At 36.7% G+C, this 17,163-nt stretch carries 11 protein-coding genes; 10 read left to right on the top strand and 1 reads right to left on the bottom strand.

Features of this window, described 5'->3' with window-relative positions; all coding sequences use genetic code 11:
• Positions 1–53: 53 nt before the first annotated feature.
• The 6 genes from lptC to rlmN all read left to right on the top strand — a co-directional run bounded on the left by lptC (position 54) and on the right by rlmN (position 7,207).
• On the top strand, positions 54–698 hold the full coding sequence (gene lptC / locus ACFIK2_RS04940) for an LPS export ABC transporter periplasmic protein LptC (RefSeq protein ID WP_375617462.1): 645 nt from the start codon (positions 54–56) through the stop codon (positions 696–698).
• A 76-nt stretch (positions 699–774) separates the two neighbouring features.
• Positions 775–1,374, top strand: a complete 600-nt coding sequence (locus ACFIK2_RS04935) for an LptA/OstA family protein (protein ID WP_375639478.1) — start codon at positions 775–777, stop codon at positions 1,372–1,374.
• Positions 1,375–1,380: 6 nt separating this feature from the next.
• Entirely contained in the window at positions 1,381–2,175 is a 795-nt protein-coding gene (gene lptB / locus ACFIK2_RS04930; RefSeq protein ID WP_012754448.1) for an LPS export ABC transporter ATP-binding protein, read from the top strand.
• A 911-nt stretch (positions 2,176–3,086) separates the two neighbouring features.
• Positions 3,087–3,551, top strand: coding sequence for a PTS IIA-like nitrogen regulatory protein PtsN (ptsN, locus tag ACFIK2_RS04925; protein WP_375636394.1), 465 nt, complete (start codon positions 3,087–3,089; stop codon positions 3,549–3,551).
• 1,884 nt (positions 3,552–5,435) lie between these two features.
• Complete coding sequence (locus ACFIK2_RS04920) at positions 5,436–5,939, top strand: invasion associated locus B family protein (RefSeq protein ID WP_375633737.1); 504 nt, start codon at positions 5,436–5,438, stop codon at positions 5,937–5,939.
• A 41-nt stretch (positions 5,940–5,980) separates the two neighbouring features.
• Positions 5,981–7,207 carry a 23S rRNA (adenine(2503)-C(2))-methyltransferase RlmN gene (gene rlmN / locus ACFIK2_RS04915; RefSeq protein ID WP_375676941.1) on the top strand — a complete coding sequence of 409 codons (1,227 nt, stop codon included), beginning with the start codon at positions 5,981–5,983 and terminating at the stop codon, positions 7,205–7,207.
• A 792-nt stretch (positions 7,208–7,999) separates the two neighbouring features.
• On the opposite strand, the gene ACFIK2_RS04910 is transcribed toward rlmN, so the two are convergent.
• Positions 8,000–8,641: a LysE family translocator gene (locus ACFIK2_RS04910; protein ID WP_375617465.1), complete on the bottom strand. Its 642-nt coding sequence runs from the start codon at positions 8,639–8,641 to the stop codon at positions 8,000–8,002.
• A gap of 170 nt (positions 8,642–8,811) precedes the next feature.
• On the opposite strand from ACFIK2_RS04910, the gene ACFIK2_RS04905 reads away from it, so the two are divergent.
• From ACFIK2_RS04905 to addB, 4 genes are all read left to right on the top strand, one after another.
• Complete coding sequence (locus tag ACFIK2_RS04905; RefSeq protein WP_375617466.1) at positions 8,812–10,047, top strand: argininosuccinate synthase; 1,236 nt, start codon at positions 8,812–8,814, stop codon at positions 10,045–10,047.
• A gap of 374 nt (positions 10,048–10,421) precedes the next feature.
• A complete protein-coding gene (locus tag ACFIK2_RS04900; RefSeq protein ID WP_375654790.1) occupies positions 10,422–12,083 on the top strand; it encodes a lysine--tRNA ligase in 1,662 nt (553 codons plus the stop codon).
• Entirely contained in the window at positions 12,083–13,657 is a 1,575-nt protein-coding gene (locus ACFIK2_RS04895) for a peptide chain release factor 3 (RefSeq protein ID WP_375654788.1), read from the top strand. The genes ACFIK2_RS04900 and ACFIK2_RS04895 overlap by 1 nt, the downstream gene beginning before the upstream one ends.
• A gap of 386 nt (positions 13,658–14,043) precedes the next feature.
• Positions 14,044–17,163, top strand: a complete 3,120-nt coding sequence (addB, locus tag ACFIK2_RS04890; protein WP_375676940.1) for a double-strand break repair protein AddB — start codon at positions 14,044–14,046, stop codon at positions 17,161–17,163.

The following is a 17,163-nucleotide window of genomic DNA, read 5'->3' as shown; positions in this document are numbered from 1 at the left end:
CTATAAAGGGTATACAGATTAAAAATGCGGAGGATTTAAGAGATCAGGAGAGTATGTCCGTACACAATCATTATAAAGCCTTTTCAACGCGATCATCTTTTGGAGATGTTTTAAAAAAAGCATCCCATCATTCGCGTCGCATTAGCATATTAAAATTTTTTTTACCTCTCTTAGCGTTGATTTCAGCGCTGGTTTTTTGCTGGTTTACGTTTTTCTTGGTTCCCGTTACTTCTGATTCTATGCCTTTGAATAATAGAGAAAGTGGCGTGATGAATTTGACGATGCTCAATCCAAAATTAGAAGGGTATACGCGTGCTCATGAACCTTATTGGCTTAAAGCAGAAAAGGCATTTCAAGACCATACACACGCTGGAATGATTGGGTTGCAAAACATTACAGCTAGAGCATTTATGGGCCAACAAAGACAGGTTTTTCTTTCAGCACAAGGGGGGGTTTACGATAACATTAATGGTTTTTTACAGTTGGATAAGCCATTCACGATTACGACGAATGATGGGATGATGGTACAATTTATGTCAGCTAGTATTAACTTATCCGAGGGACAGTTAAAAACAGATCAACGTGTTAATATTCAGCAAGCCGGTTTGAATCTTGCCGCAAACGCCTTACAAATTCGAGAAAAAGGAAAAAACATATATTTTCATGGTGGTGTGCATTTAGTGCTTCAAAAGCAATAACGCAATATCAATACAAATCTTTAAAGGATATTTATAAAGAGAAGTATGTGTATATACAAACAGAAGAATTGAAATAATGAAATCGTACAAAAGATGGATAGGTATGATATTGGCTTTTAGCATGGGAATGTTAGGAGAAGGAGCAGTTTTAGGATATGCTGAAGTGGCTCATTTTGGAATAAGTCTATCAAGCGACAAAGAACCAGTAGAACTTCATGCAGATTCTTTGGAAATACGTGATAAAGAAGGGATAGCGCTTTTTAAGGGTGATGTTTCAGTGGTGCAAGGTGAACGTCTTTTAAGAACGGCAGAATTAGTTGTTTACTACGATAAAGCATATAAAGAAATTGATAAAAACAAGGAAGATACAAAGGCATCATCTGTTTCTTTATTTGGTTCGTCGAGTATACAAAAAATGGAAGCTTTAGGAAAAGTTTATATAAAAATTGCTACGCAAGTTGCTACGGGTGATAAAGGCGTTTTTGATGGAAAGTTAAAAATGATGAGTTTGACAGGGAATCATGTTGTGTTAACTGATGGTGACAATGTGGCAACGGGGTGCAAACTAACGGCAAATATGGAAAGCGGAAAGGCTTTTTTAGAAGGTTGTGAGACGCCTAAGAAAAAAGGTCGTGTTTCTATTATTTTAAAACAAAATCAAAAGAATGGCCATTAAGATTTCATGTTTGGAATCAAAAGAAAAAAACAGACCGATAGGTATAATCTTGAAAGTGAAGCTTCAAAAAATCCCTTAAAAGGGACCTTGATTGCCAGTAATTTGATTAAAGTTTATCGAGGAAGACGAACTGTTAATGGTGTTTCTTTTGGTATTCGTACGGGAGAAGCCGTTGGCATTTTAGGGCCCAATGGGGCAGGTAAAACAACTTGTTTTTATATGGTGACAGGGCTTATAAAATCTGATGGAGGATCCATTAAAATTGATGGATTTGATATTACGCATCTTCCGATGTATCGACGTGCGCGTTTAGGTATTGGATATCTTCCACAGGAAGCGTCTATTTTTCGTGGTCTTTCAGTAGAAAATAACATTAAAGCTGTTTTAGAGGTCGTTGAAAAAGATCGCCTTAAACAACGTGAAGAGTTAGATAGCCTTTTACATGAATTTAAAATTGATCATTTACGTAAAATGTCTGCACTTTCGTTATCTGGAGGTGAACGTCGGCGACTTGAAATTGCGCGCGCTTTAGCTTCTCGTCCCCATTTTATGTTACTTGATGAACCATTTGCAGGAATTGATCCTATCGCTATTTTCGATATTCAACAACTTATTCGTCATTTAACGAGGCGTGGCATTGGTGTTTTAATAACGGATCATAATGTGCGTGAGACATTAGGGCTTGTCGATCGCGCTTATATTATTCATACAGGACGGGTGTTAGTTCACGGTTGTCCTAACGATATTATCAACAACGTTGATGTACGCAGAATTTATTTGGGAAATCAGTTTTCTCTTTGATTTTACAGCTTTCACGAGTTTCCGTTTAAGTTTAACCAAACATTATTACTGAAAATCTCCTTATTTATGCCAAAACTTCTTTTATGACTATAACCTTAATGTTGTTATTGAGTGGTGAAAAAGGCTTCATCATTAGAGGTTAGTTTGTTGTTTTATAAGTTTAGCTTACTCATAATTGTATTATAAAAAAGATATCACTAGATTAACGTGATAATGAGTGATAAACGAAGCGCTCAATAAATGCGTGTGTTATTGAAAGGTAAGAGATATTTATCATATTTTTCTCTGTCGAATCAAATAATATATCGATGATGCTGTTTTAGGTATTTTGATGGGAGCACCGGTTTATATATTGCGGTTATTCAATAGGAGTTGTCGTATTTTATTGGTTTATATGGCCTATTTGAAAATAGGAGCTTGGCTACAGATATCAGGCTAAATCTATAAATCTTTTAAAATAATCATTAAATTTCTAAAAATCTTTATATTCTTGTTATAAGTCGATGTTCAAGCTATACAGTAATTTTCAAAGTAAAGGTCCATTTTGCTCAGTATGCTTTTCATCTTAATTTAAGGGCTCATTTTTAAAGAAAGAAAAACTCTGATGGCGGATTATACATCAACTCTTATGACAAGTTTAATAAATTTATGAATAATGGCCTTTTCTAGAGTCGTAAGGAAATTAACTTTATGAACAACTTCATTTGTTTGGTTTCTCATGCCGTTAATGATGATCTGAATACTATTTATTATTGTTTTAGAAGTGATATGAGATGTATTGAGCCATCACCCATTATAAATTGAAAAGTAAAAACACATGCGATGTTGCGAAAAGTGAAAGAACATTAAGTATCTATAGCGTTTATAGGTTTATTGATGAGCATTTTAGCGTGTAAGAGGAAAATTAAAGTATGAATTTGAGTGAGTTAATAGCACCGGAAGCGATCATTCCGGCTCTTAATGCTAATTCGAAAAAACAGGTTCTGCAAATTTTAGCCGAAAAAGCTTCCAAGCTAACAGGTCTTAGTGAGCATGTGATTTTTGATGTTGTTTTACAACGCGAGAAGCTTGGTTCAACGGGTTTGGGTGGAGGTATTGCGATTCCTCATGGAAAATTACCTGATATTAATCGGATCATTGGTATATTTGCACGTCTTGAAAGTCCTGTTGATTTTGAAGCTCTTGACGACGAACCTATAGATCTCGTTTTTCTCCTTTTAGCACCTGAAAATGCTGGTGCAGATCACTTAAAAGCTTTATCACAGATCGCACGTGTTTTGCGTCACACTGATGTTGTACAAAAGTTGCGCAGTACGCATAATGCCAATGCGCTTTATTCTTTATTGATTCAGACTTCAGAATCAAATGCAGCTTAAAAGTTATTATGAGCGTATAAATTGCGAGGTATGCACTACAGAGCGTAGGAAATAATATAATTTGCATCTTAAGACTAATAACAAAAGGTTATGTCATGAGATTTAAGAAAATCACTTCTAAGTGACCTTCTTTTTAAAGAGCAAGCAACAAAAACGAAGGGCTTGTCCTTTCTTGTTCTCGTATATTAAAGCATCTAATTATTATGTTCGTGGATTCTTTTATCCTGTTATACTGTAAAAACACTATCATTTGAGATATGGTGAGATAAATTCTGTAAGTCTTCTTAATATATTAAGTGCTTTAGAGTGCGTGGTAAATATTTTTAAGCAGGACTTGTCTGTAGAGCCTTTAGTTAAGTGAATCACATGAGTGGGAAGAAAAGAGGAGACCGCTCGACAAGAATCCAAACTTTTTCAGTCCAGATTGGATTAAGAATCTTCGTCCTTTGAAAGCGGGAAAGAAATCAACAGAAAAGTTTATTTGTGCATTGAATTTTTTTGTAAGTTGAGTTTGAGTGTTTAGGGATAATATTTTAATGCTCAAGAAGAAATAAGAGATATATTGTATCTTCAGTATAGCAAGATATTGATTTTAAATATAATTCACTATTTCGCATGTTGGATGAGAGATCCGAATATTGTAAAATTCTCTCATTCCAAACTTGTTTATGTTGAATCAATCAAAACCATTTCCTTGCACGTTGTAAACGGAATTAGCGTGTGGATAAAAACTGTACAAGAAAGGGGTAAAAATGCTTCCTATGAATCGTCTCAAGTATCGAGAGTTGTAGCAGAACATTGGGAGCTGGAAAATAGTGTTATGGTGCCAGCTTTCTTCTTCACAAGTGGAGAGATCAACTATTTTATAGATATGATTTAGATGTCTGCTGTTGTATAGAGCTCATGCTAAAGAACAATTTTGTACGGTAAGAATGAAAATTATACCTTTAGGTTGGGTGAAAGAGTTTTTATGCATAGGAAGATTTATTTAAGTGTCTTTAATTGATTAAAATATTGTTTAAAAAACGGTAATGTTAGAACTGCTATAGAAAAAAGTTTTATATTTCTTTTTATAAATTACTTAGAAATAAGATAAGGAGACTTTCCCAAAGAATTCTTAAGAAGTTTTTTATAACAGAAAGAAAAATATCGTCTAATACATTAAAATAATACGATTAAGCTATTATAAGCTACTAAAATCATTTTAGAAATTAATAATTGGATATGAAATATATAAGGAAATAAGATCAAAAGAAACAAAGTTGTATGTGATTATTGAGATAGAATCTAAATTCTTTATGTTTTATTATTAATATCTTGATAATATTTTATTATTTTTACAAGGTCTTTTGAAGATTGAGAAAAAGTGTTATCGGGACGATATTGAATACGAAATATGAATGCACTATAATGAGTAAAAGATGGAGTATTTTGCGAACATAAATGTATTGAATGCATAAAGTCAAGAAGTGATATTCGTAAGGCGATTAAGCTTTTTTGCGGGGAGTCCGGGGTGTATTTTCAAAATTTTGCATCAGATTGCTTGTGATATAAAGAGTATGGTTTATTTCTTAACAGAGTGATGGTATATTTTTATCTCGTTTTGAAGTTCTATAGCTTAAAGAAATCGTTTTTTATACAAAAACGAAATAAGTAGCGTAAAATGAAGATATTATTTTTTAATGTGGTTATTGAGTAACAAGTTTATGTTTTGGTAACGATTAAAAGGTCACAATGAAACGTAGAAATCTATTTTGATTAGTGTGAAAATATTTCGCTTATTGAAGGAATTAGGACAATAACACATGAATATCGAGGAGTTTTTGTTGAATTTTTCTAATGAAGAAAATCTTGTTAGAGACTAAAGAAGTGAGCTAAATGAAGATGTTTGAAAAGACTGTTATTGCTGCATCTGTAATGGTTCTTGTTACAGCGGGAGTGGCATATGCACAAACGCCAAGCCGTTTAAATCAATTTGAAGCGTGGGGAGCCTATTCTTATAAATCGCCCAAAAATACGATTTGCTATGTGTTATCGGTACCTTTGAAGGCTCTTCCAACGACAGTTAATCATGGTGATAACTTTTTCTTGGTTACCAAGCGTTCTCATTCACCTATTTCGTTTGAACCGCAGTTTATGGCTGGTTATACCCTTCAAGAAGGGTCGAGAGTGACAGTGACCATTGGAGGTAAGGACTTTGATTTTTTCACGAAAGATTCCTCAGCTTGGCTGGCGTCATCAGAGCTAGAAAAGCAGCTTGTTTCTGCTATGCGTGCTGGAAGCAATATGACAGTGCAAGCGATATCAAAACGAGGAACGCATACCACTTATACTTATTCCTTAAAAGGGGTCACTGCTGCATTAAATGCAGTTCAAAAGTGCCATTAAGGTTTCGATAACTCTAAAATAGTGATGTGAATTGGAAAGCAATGGCCATTTCCTATGACCTTAGACCAGTTGGTTCATGTTTTGCACGAAAAACAGATAATGTGGTCGTGAAGGAGAGTTCTAAGCTCTCTTTAATTGGTTTGTCGCAAGATGAAATGATGCAAGCTTTAAAGACAGTTGGTGTACCAGAGCATCAAACGCGTATGCGTGTGCGTCAGCTTTGGCATTGGCTTTATGTGCGTGGTGTTTCAAATTTTGATGATATGCTGAATATTTCTAAAGCAATGCAAGAAACACTTAAGTGTCATTTCTCCATTGCGCGCCCAGAAGTTGTTGGAGAACAAATATCAAAAGATGGTACGCGTAAATGGCTCTTACGTTTTCCTGCACGTGGAGCTGGAAGGCCTGTTGAAATTGAAACGGTTTATATCCCTGAAGAAGGACGTGGTACTTTATGTCTTTCATCGCAAGTAGGGTGTACGTTAACCTGCTCTTTTTGCCATACGGGAACGCAGATGCTTGTTCGTAATCTGACCGCAGAAGAAATTTTGGCACAATTATTGGTTGCACGTGATTGTTTGGGTGATTTTCCTGATAAGAATACCCCTGATGGAGCAATTGTTCCCATTGAAGGACGAAAAATTACCAATATTGTTATGATGGGAATGGGAGAACCTCTTTATAATTTTGAAGCTGTTAAAAAAGCTTTATTGATTGCCTCTGATGGCGATGGACTTTCTTTATCAAAACGTCGAATTACGCTTTCAACTAGTGGAGTTGTTCCTGGAATTATCCGAACTGGAGAAGAAATTGGTGTTATGTTAGCAATTTCACTCCACGCAGTACACGATACACTAAGGGATATGCTTGTTCCCATTAATAAAAAATATCCGCTTGCTTTACTAATGGAGGCTTGCCGTAATTATCCTGGTCTTTCCAATGCAAAACGAATCACATTTGAATATGTTATGCTGAAAGATATCAATGATAGTTTAGATGATGCTAAGCGATTGATTCAGTTATTGAAAGGGATTCCTGCTAAGATTAATTTAATCCCTTTTAATCCGTGGCCAGGGAGTAATTATCAGTGCTCTGATTGGGAGCAAATCGAGCGTTTTGCTGATGTCGTTAATCAAGCGGGCTATGCTTCTCCTATTCGGATACCGCGTGGACGCGATATTTTAGCTGCATGTGGACAGCTTAAATCGGCTTCAGAGCGCTTACGTAAATCTGAACGTTTACGACTTGAAAATGCTATTGGTCATTAGTTAACGTAATTTTCAGCTATATCAAGGCCTATACTTTTTTGTTTGTAATTTAATATCCAAACCTCATGCGATGGCATATGTGAGACAGATACTAAGATGGATAAGTGCTAGACGAACAGTTTCAGCGTTTATATGCTAAATGGGGTAAGATATTGTCTATAGTCTCGTTTGTATAATCTCTGAAATTAAGAAGGAAGCCTAATTTAGAGGGAATATGAGGTCTTAAGGATTATAACTAATTTTTACCTTATTATCATACTCTTTAATTCGGTTTTATGTCTTTTAAAAGCATCTACGGTAATATATTTTAAAAAGTGGAGATTGTGCAGTGCCTCATGTTTTTGTTTATTATTTTCTTAAATAAGATCACGCATCACAAGCAAAACAGAGGATCTAAAATATAAATACCATTGAGTTATCCATTGATATGTTTTTTAAGTATCTCTTAGTGCACTCTTCATATCACGATAATGCTTGTGAGGAGTATAACAAAAAGCTTCTGTGAAATGTATTGTACTCCTACACCTTTATGTTTAATAAAGGTGTAAATTGGTACCACCATTCTATTTTTTAGCTCCCAATGTTGTAACAGCTTTTAGCACTTGAGATGGTTCATAAGAGGTGTTTTTATTCTTTTCTTAGATAGTTTTTATCCATACGAAAACTCCAGCTTCTCTTGTGATGTACAAAGGAAAGGTATTGTTTTATTCAAAATAAACAGGTTTGAAATGAAAAAATCTTATAATATTTGTTTTTTTATTTAAATTAAAAGCGATACATTACACTTATAAATCAATGTTTTGTAACCACAAGGAGATGGAGGGCAAAGCTGGTAAAAGTACCAGCAATAAGCCAGTCGAGAAAGCGAATATAAAGAGGGTTCTTTTTGAGAGTTTTGGTAAGTTTATGCGCTGTAAAAACGATTGCAATTGTAATGGGGAAAGAAATAGGAATATAAGAGAGTCCTAAAAAGAGTAATTTTTGTGTTGCCATAGGATCATTCGCATTGATAAATTGTGGTAAGAATGTCGCGTTAAAGAGTATAACTTTAGGATTGAGAAGATTAATTCCAATACCAGCAAGATAGTTACGTTTAGCGCTTTGAGATTTAGAAGATGTCTGTTCAAAGGAAAAATTGGGGTTTCTCCGTAACGCTTGAAAGGAAAACCATAAAAGATAAAAGGCGCCAACAATTTTCAGAAGAACAAAAGTATGTGGTGCAGCAAAAATAAGCGCTGATAAGCCAAGTGCTACAGCCGTAACCTGAATGGCAAACCCTGTTGCACTACCCAAGGCGCACATAATTCCAGCTTTTTTGCTTTGTGTAATGGTTCGTCCTACAGAAAGCATCATATCTGGTCCTGGAATAAGTGCTAAAATCAACGATGCTAAAGCAAATTGTACAACAATAGACCACTCCGGTAGAAATGACACGTAAATCTCCTTTTGTTTTTAAGCAGTGTTCACTATTTATACTTTGAGGCACCTTTATTTACGCTTTTTGCGTCTTTTTAATGTTGCTTAAAAAGAATTTATTTTTATATTTCTTGCATCGTTTTGATTTTTGGGTAGAAATAAAAAAGTAGCTCATATAGAACGTTAAAATGAAAAAGTGGCAAAATATTAGAAAAGTTGTTTTGGCTTATTCAGGTGGATTGGATACGTCAATTATTCTTAAATGGTTGCAAAGTGCGCTAGGTGTTGAAGTTGTAACTTTTACAGCAGATTTGGGGCAGGGGGAAGAGCTAGAACTTGCTCGTCGTAAAGCTGAAATGCTAGGTGTTAAAGAGATCTACATTGAAGATTTGCGCGAAGAATTTGTGCGTGATTTTGTGTTTCCGATGTTTCGAGCCAATACCGTTTATGAGGGGACTTATCTTTTAGGAACATCAATTGCACGTCCACTTATTTCAAAACGCCTTATTGAAATTGCTGAGGAAACAGGGGCAGATGCCATTGCTCATGGAGCAACAGGAAAAGGCAATGATCAGGTACGCTTTGAGCTTTCCGCTTATGCGCTTAATCCTGATATAAAGATTATTGCTCCATGGCGTGATTGGGATTTTAAGAGTCGGACAGATCTCTTTGAATTTGCTCGTATTCATCAAATTCCTGTAGAAAAAGATAAGCAAGGTGAAGCGCCTTTTTCAGTGGATGCAAATTTATTGCATTCTTCATCAGAAGGAAAGATTTTAGAAGATCCAGCACTTCCTGCTCCTGAATATGTCCATATGCGTACTCTTTCGCCGGAAGATGCTCCAGATCAAGCAACCAGAATTACTCTTGGCTTTAAAAAAGGCGATGCTGTTTCAATCAATGGAAAAAATTTATCTCCTGCAACTTTACTTGCAGAATTAAATCGTTACGGGTGCGATAATGGTATTGGTCGGTTAGATTTGGTAGAAAATCGCTTTGTGGGTATGAAATCGCGGGGTATTTATGAAACACCAGGTGGAACCATTCTTTTGACGGCTCACAGAGCTATAGAATCTTTAACGTTAGATCGTGGCGCAGCTCATTTAAAAGATGAGTTGATGCCACGTTATGCAGAACTCATTTATTATGGATTTTGGTTTTCGCCGGAACGTAAGATGTTGCAGGCAGCTATTGATTTATCTCAAGAACATGTTGAAGGTGAAGTCACGTTAAAGCTTTATAAGGGGAATGTAATTATTGAAGGGCGCCAAAGTAAGAAATCACTTTATTCCAGTGAGTTAGTAACTTTCGAGGATGATCAAGGTGTTTATGATCAAAGAGATGCAACTGGTTTTATTAAATTAAATGCTCTACGTTTGCGTACATTAGCAATGCATCATCAAGGTGATAAAGAAAAGAAATAGAAAGTTACGGTGACAAGTGTAAAGTAGGTGCAGTGCTTTTGTATGAAATGCCTAGTTTAAGCATTTTTTCTGTTGGTTTTTACCGTTCTTTCGTTCAATACTAGAAGCTTATCTTTTGCGCTAATAAATATAATAAGCAAAACCCATGACAATAATAGCAATGAAGGCTTCGATAATCAAAACAAGTCAATTTTGCTTTATAATATTGAATGTTTTTGATTTTTATCAGAACAGAATATGTTTATAACGAGGGCGGTTTTTGTATTGTGGCTTAGAGTATAAAGAAATTTTCATCTTTTTGCTTGCTATTATTGACGAATAAATTCAAGAACCATACACCCTATTTTGAAAGAGTGTAATTTTTAGGATAAATAATGATGCGTGATCAGTGTGATACCCTCAACCTTACGCCTGAATTAAAAGATGCAGCTTCTCAATCGAGAACTTGGCCATTTGAAGAAGCACGTAAGATTATCAAACGGTATGAAAAAACGGGTTATCCAGACAGTCTGATATTTGAAACAGGTTATGGCCCTTCTGGTTTACCGCATATTGGAACTTTTGGGGAAGTTGCACGTACAACCATGGTGCGTCATGCATTTCATATTCTCACGGAGAATAAAGTAAAAACAAAATTACTTTGTTTTTCTGATGATATGGATGGTTTGCGCAAGGTTCCTGAGAATGTGCCTGATCGCGAGAGGATGGAACATTATCTTGGTCAACCGTTGAGCCGTGTACCCGACCCTTTTGGAGATGATTATCCTTCTTTTGGAGCGGCAAATAATGCGCGGTTACGGGCTTTCCTTGATCGTTTTGGTTTTGATTATGAATTTGCAAGTGCTACGGATTATTACAATTCCGGTCGTTTTGATGAAACACTTTTAAAAATCCTTGCTTGTTATGACAAGGTTATGGCAATTATTTTACCAACATTAGGTGAAGAACGGCAAGCGACCTATTCACTCTTTCTACCGATTTCTCCTTTTTCTGGAAAAGTATTACAGGTACCGATGATTGCGCGTAATGTTGAAAAAGGGACTGTCACTTATATTGAACCTGAAACAGGAGAAACCATAGAAACAGAGGTTACAGGGGGCAAAGTTAAGTGTCAGTGGAAGGTAGATTGGGCAATGCGTTGGACAGCACTTAGCATTGATTATGAAATGGCCGGAAAAGACCTTATCGATTCCACAAATCTTTCTTCTAAAATTTGTAAAGTATTAGGTGGAAAGCCCCCAGAAGGATTCAACTATGAGCTCTTTTTAGATGAGAAAGGGCAGAAAATTTCCAAATCCAAGGGAAATGGCTTAACCATTGATGAATGGCTTACTTATGCCCCAACAGAGAGTTTAGGGCTTTATATGTTTTCAAAACCTAAAACAGCAAAAAGGCTTTATTTTGATGTTATTCCTAAAGCTGTGGATGAATATTATGCTCATCTTTCTGCTTATGGTCGTCAAAGTTGGCAAGAACGGCTTAGTAATCCTGTATGGCATATTCATAATGGTTGTCCACCGCAGGTTGATTTGCCTGTATCCTTTGCGATGCTTTTAAATTTAGTAAGTGCTTCAAATGCGGAGAATGCAGAAGTTCTTTGGGGTTTTATTTCTCGTTACGCTAAAGGAGCAAATGCACAAACTTATCCAGAACTTGATCAATTGGTGAAGTTTGCCATTAAATATTTTGATGTTTTTGTTAAACCAAACAAGAAATTTCGTATACCAGATGATAGCGAACGAGCAACATTAGCACAAATTGATGAAAAATTAGCTCATTTACCTGAAACTGTTGATGGCAACATATTACAAAATATGCTTCTTGATGTTGCACGGTTAACGGAACGCTATCAAGATCATAGCAAAAAAAGCCCTGAAGGTGGGCCTGGTGTTTCCAATGTTTTTTTTCAAATGTTGTATGAAGTTCTTCTTGGACAAGAGCGAGGTCCACGATGGGGATCATTTATAGCGCTTTATGGGATTAGTGAAATGCGTGCACTGATTGCTGAAACACTTGCACGACCTATGGAGGAATAATGGAACGAAGAGTGCAGGAAGTAAAGCGACGCCGTACATTTGCAATTATTGCTCACCCAGATGCGGGGAAAACAACATTAACAGAAAAGCTTTTATTGTTTGGTGGTGCTATTCAACTTGCAGGAGAAGTAAAAGCCAAAAAAGATCGTATTCAAACCCGTTCTGACTGGATGAATATTGAGCGTGATCGTGGTATTTCCGTTGTGACTTCGGTGATGACGTTTGAATATGAAAATCATATTTTTAATCTCCTAGATACCCCAGGCCATGAAGATTTTGCAGACGATACTTATCGCACGCTTACAGCTGTTGATAGTGCTATCATGGTATTGGATGGGGCCCGCGGGATTGAGCCTAGAACACTAAAACTGTTTGAAGTATGTCGGATGCGGGATATTCCTATTGTTACTTTTATCAATAAAATGGATCGTGAGGCACGTGATCCTATAGAGCTTTTAGATGAAATTGAAGAAAAGCTTGCTCTTGATACCGCCCCTATAACATGGCCCATTGGGACGGGTAAAGATTTTGTTGGTACCTATGACCTTCATCATAATCGTTTTCGTCAAAAAGATGATGAGATAACACAGCAAATAGTTTCAAATCCCAGAGAGATTTTCCATTTACTCCCTGAATATCAACGTTCCACTTTTATTGAAGGGGTAGAACTTGCTCAAAGTGTTTGCAAGAATTTTGATCTTCAAGCTTTCCGTGAAGGTCATATGACTCCGGTTTATTTTGGTTCAGCTTTACGAAATTTTGGTGTTCGTGATTTGATCAATGCACTTATTGATTTTGGTCAAAGTCCTCGTGATCAAAGTGCAGATCAGCGCAATATCATAGCAACTGAACCTAAAATGACGGGATTTGTTTTTAAAATTCAAGCGAATATGGATCCTAATCATCGTGATCGTATTGCATTTTTTCGGGTATGTTCGGGAACACTTGAACGTGGTATGAAAACAAAGTTGGTCCGAACAGGAAAACCGATGACACTTTCGGCTCCACAATTTTTCTTTGCGCGTTCGCGCCAAATTGCTGATCAAGCCTATGCTGGTGATATCGTAGGGATTCCTAATCATGGAACATTGCGTATCGGCGATACTTTGACTGAAGGAGAAGATATCCTCTTTAAGGGAGTACCAAATTTTGCACCAGAGATTTTGCGTCGTGTTTGTTTAGGCGATCCAATGAAAGCAAAAAAGCTCAAAGAAGCTTTGCAACAAATGGCTGAAGAAGGGGTTGTACAATTGTTTATTCCTGATGATGGGTCGCCTTCTCTCATTGGTGTTATTGGTGCTTTGCAAATTGATGTCTTAAAAGAACGATTAAAAATAGAATATTCTTTGCCAGTGAATTTTGAGTCTGCGCGCTTTAATTTATGCCGTTGGATTTCAGCGCAGAGCAAAGATGAGTTGCAAAAGTTTCTCAGCAATCACCGTTCTGCTATTGCGTATGATTTAGAAGGTGATCCAGTTTTTTTAGCGGAGAACCATTTTTCATTAAATTATGAAGCAGAAAGAGCTCCTAAGATAAAATTTTCTACTTTTAAAGATTATCAAGTAAGCTTTTAATGTAAAGAAGAATTTTTTATGTAACAATTTGGTTGATAATGATTTTTCATATTGAGTTGAGGATCTGAATATTGTTATTTTTTCTGAAAACAAAAGGAGTATGTAAAGAACACTTTCAGATTGCACTGTATAAAGAATACGGTAAATTTATTTATTAATATTCAATAAGTTATAATATATTTGTAATTGTAACGTCTTTTAAAATTTTGATATATTTTTTCACAATAGCTTAAGACAAGGTCATATATTTCAGTATTTTGAATGTCAGCTAAAAATCTCCTGTATAAATAGAGCTTTTCAGTTTTTTCTTGTATGAAAATTGTATACAGTCAAAATAATACAAATAATCAATAAGCTAAAATTTGTTATCCCAAATATGAGATCATATGACCCATAAACCGCATGTTTTTTCTATTTCTCTGGGAACTGCTTTTTTGCCTCACTTTGTTGATGCACTACTCTCTGGTAGCCTTATTGATAATTTCGCTTCAAGTGGAGACATTCAAACTGCCCTTGCCGATAGCCTTATTTATGTTCCGACACGTCGTGCTGCTCGCGCTTTACGTTTAGCTTTTGTTGAAAGAAGCGATACACAATCAACTTTCTTACCAACCATTCGTGCTCTAGGAGATGTCGATGAAGACAGTTTCCTTTTTGTTGAAAATCATACCAGCGCTCTGAATCCACCCATTGGAAAAAGTGAACGCTTACTGCTTTTAGCGCGCCTTATTCGCCCATGGCGTGAAAATTTACCTGCGCATCTGCGTGCCATGTTTGGTACAGAAGATGTGCTTATTCCGGCTCATAGTGCTGATGCGATTTGGCTTGCTCAGGATTTAGCGCATTTGATGGATGAAATTGAAACAGAAGGAGCAGATTGGTCGAAGCTTAAAGATATTGCACCTGATATGGTCGCTGAATGGTGGCAAATAACGCTTGACTTTCTGACTATTGTTACACAAAATTGGCCCAAAATCTTGAAAGAAAGACAACGAAGCAATCCCGTTGAATGGCGTAATCAAGCACTCACAATGCATGCAGAGGCTTTACGACGTATGCTGCCTGATAAACCGATCATTGCAGCTGGTGTGTCGGGTTCTATGCCCGCAGTTTCTCATCTTTTAAAGGTTATAGCTTCTCTGCCCAAAGGGGCTGTTGTTCTTCCTGGTCTTGATCTCTATATGGATGAAGAACAATGGAATGCATTAAGCACAAGCAATAAAGAAAAAACAGCTTGCGATTTTTTTGATCCAGCAGAAAATGTTTTTAGCCATCCTCAATATCATTTAAAAAAACTTCTTTCTCTCATGGAGTGTCAACGTCATCATGTTTGCGAAATTGGCCAACAAAGTAGCACAAAGAAAAGACGAATGGCTCTTTTATCAGAGGCACTTCGACCAGCTTCTACGACAGATAAATGGATACAAATTGTCCGTAACGATTATGAGGCTCTTTGTGCAGACTGGTCATTTATTGAAGCTATCAATGAACGTGAAGAAGCTCTCGCTATTGCTGTTGCTTTACGCAAAGCTATTGAAGAACCCCAAAAAACCGCAGCTCTTATTACAAATGACCGTAATTTAGCACGCCGTGTTGCCGTGGAATTACAACGATTTGGAATTGAAGCAAATGATTCAGGGGGAATACCACTTGCCCAAACATTGCCTGTAACTCTCTTACGACTTATCTTAGAAAATGTATTGCAACCTGATGATCCCATTGCTTTTCTTTCTCTTCTTAAACATCCCCTTACAACACTCCAACAAAATCGTCATCGTTTACGGGAAATGGCAGAAAATTTTGAACTTTTTGTTCTTCGAGGGAATACAGGGCGCATCAATCTTTGCGAGTGTGATCAATTTCTTGAAAAATGGATTGAAACATACTTTCATAATAGTTCTGAAATCGACACCCTTGATCAGCAGAAATGTGAAGAAGCACGTTTCCTTTGTCATCTTTTGAGGACAGCTGTTGAACCTTTAACATCTCTTATGAAACAAGAGAAAGAATGCACCATCAACGAAGCTGCGATAGCAACTGTTGAAGTTTTTGAAAATTTTGGTCGCAATGAGGATAATTCTCTTGCACATCTTTATCAACACGAAGCAGGACAAGCCCTATCAAAGTTTTTACGTGAATTGGTCAGTGATCAATCAGGATTAACATTTCATCTTTGTGAATGGCCTGCTATGTTTTCTGCTATAATAGCAACTCGTTCCGTCGCACCTTCGCCTGGAGGACATCCACGTTTATTCATCTGGGGTACTTTGGAATCGCGTTTGCAAACGGTTGATACAGTGGTCATCGGCGGTCTTAATGAAGGGTCATGGCCGATATCAACCCGAAATGATGCTTTTTTATCGCGACCGATGAAAATGATGTTAACTCTGGAACCACCAGAGCAGCGTATTGGTCTTTCTGCGCATGATTTTCAATGGGCAATGGGAATGGATAAAGTGGTGATGAGTCGCGCATTGCGCGTTAATCATACGCCTTCCATTCCTTCACGCTGGCTACAACGCATGGAAACAGTTGTAGGAAAACAGGTTTGGGAACAAATCCGTGAACGAGGTGAAATACTACGCCATTGGGCAAAGATACTTGATCATACAAGCATAACTTCTGAGGTGGAACGTCCTTGCCCTTCTCCACCTCTTGATATACGCCCGCGCCATTTTTCAGTCACTGAAATAGAAACATTGCGATATGATCCCTATGCTATTTATGCCAAAAAAATCTTAAGGCTCAAACCACTTAAAGAACTTATTCATGATCCTAGCGCTTCAGAACGTGGAACACTTTATCACGCTATTCTTGCGGCTTTTTGTACACAAATGAAAAATCCAAATGATGCAAATGCACTCAACGTACTGCTTTCTATTGGACGTAAAGAATTTGATAAATTCAACTTTCCACCCGATATTGAAGTAATTTGGTGGAATAGTTTTGAAAATCTTGCTCCACGCTTTATTCAATGGGAACAAAGTTTAGGACTGCGAGAGCGATATTCGGAAGTAGTATCACAAAAAATCCCTATAGGAACAACAGGGGTAACCCTTTCAGGACGTGCTGATCGTCTTGATGTTTTGCCAGATAAAACGGTTGAAATTCTAGATTTCAAAACCGGAACGCCTCCTTTATCAAAACAAGTTCGTGAATTATTATTTCCGCAATTGGCTTTAGAAACAGCTTTGCTCATACAAGGGGGCTTCCCAGATTTTCAAGATTTTACACCTTCAAATTTATTTTACATTCCCCTTAACAAAAAAGGTGAAATTAAATCCCAATCAATTCTTTTAAAGAAAAAAGACGGAAAAACTTATCTAAGTGCTGTTGATCTTGCTGAAAATGCATGGGAAAATCTTATCGCACTCATAATTTATTATCAAAATCCACAACAAGGCTATCTCTCACATGCTGTCCCCATGTCAAAACGATATGAAGGTGACTACGACCATTTGGCTCGGTTGTGGGAATGGTCAAGTGGTTTTCATAAAGAAGAGTAA

The organism is Bartonella sp. AP88XZML, from assembly GCF_042195565.1.
Taxonomy (GTDB): Bacteria; Pseudomonadota; Alphaproteobacteria; order Rhizobiales; family Rhizobiaceae; genus Bartonella.
This window is presented reverse-complemented; position numbering and strand designations above follow the sequence as displayed.

Excerpts from the sequence above, each read along its gene's own strand:
- lptC (WP_375617462.1), top strand. The coding sequence starts at position 54 with ATGTCCGTACACAATCATTATAAAGCCTTTTCAACGCGATCATCTTTT.
- ACFIK2_RS04935 (WP_375639478.1), top strand. The coding sequence starts at position 775 with ATGAAATCGTACAAAAGATGGATAGGTATGATATTGGCTTTTAGCATG.
- lptB (WP_012754448.1), top strand. The coding sequence starts at position 1,381 with ATGTTTGGAATCAAAAGAAAAAAACAGACCGATAGGTATAATCTTGAA.
- ptsN (WP_375636394.1), top strand. The coding sequence starts at position 3,087 with ATGAATTTGAGTGAGTTAATAGCACCGGAAGCGATCATTCCGGCTCTT.
- ACFIK2_RS04920 (WP_375633737.1), top strand. The coding sequence starts at position 5,436 with ATGTTTGAAAAGACTGTTATTGCTGCATCTGTAATGGTTCTTGTTACA.
- rlmN (WP_375676941.1), top strand. The coding sequence starts at position 5,981 with ATGGCCATTTCCTATGACCTTAGACCAGTTGGTTCATGTTTTGCACGA.
- ACFIK2_RS04905 (WP_375617466.1), top strand. The coding sequence starts at position 8,812 with ATGAAAAAGTGGCAAAATATTAGAAAAGTTGTTTTGGCTTATTCAGGT.
- ACFIK2_RS04900 (WP_375654790.1), top strand. The coding sequence starts at position 10,422 with ATGATGCGTGATCAGTGTGATACCCTCAACCTTACGCCTGAATTAAAA.
- ACFIK2_RS04895 (WP_375654788.1), top strand. The coding sequence starts at position 12,083 with ATGGAACGAAGAGTGCAGGAAGTAAAGCGACGCCGTACATTTGCAATT.
- addB (WP_375676940.1), top strand. The coding sequence starts at position 14,044 with ATGACCCATAAACCGCATGTTTTTTCTATTTCTCTGGGAACTGCTTTT.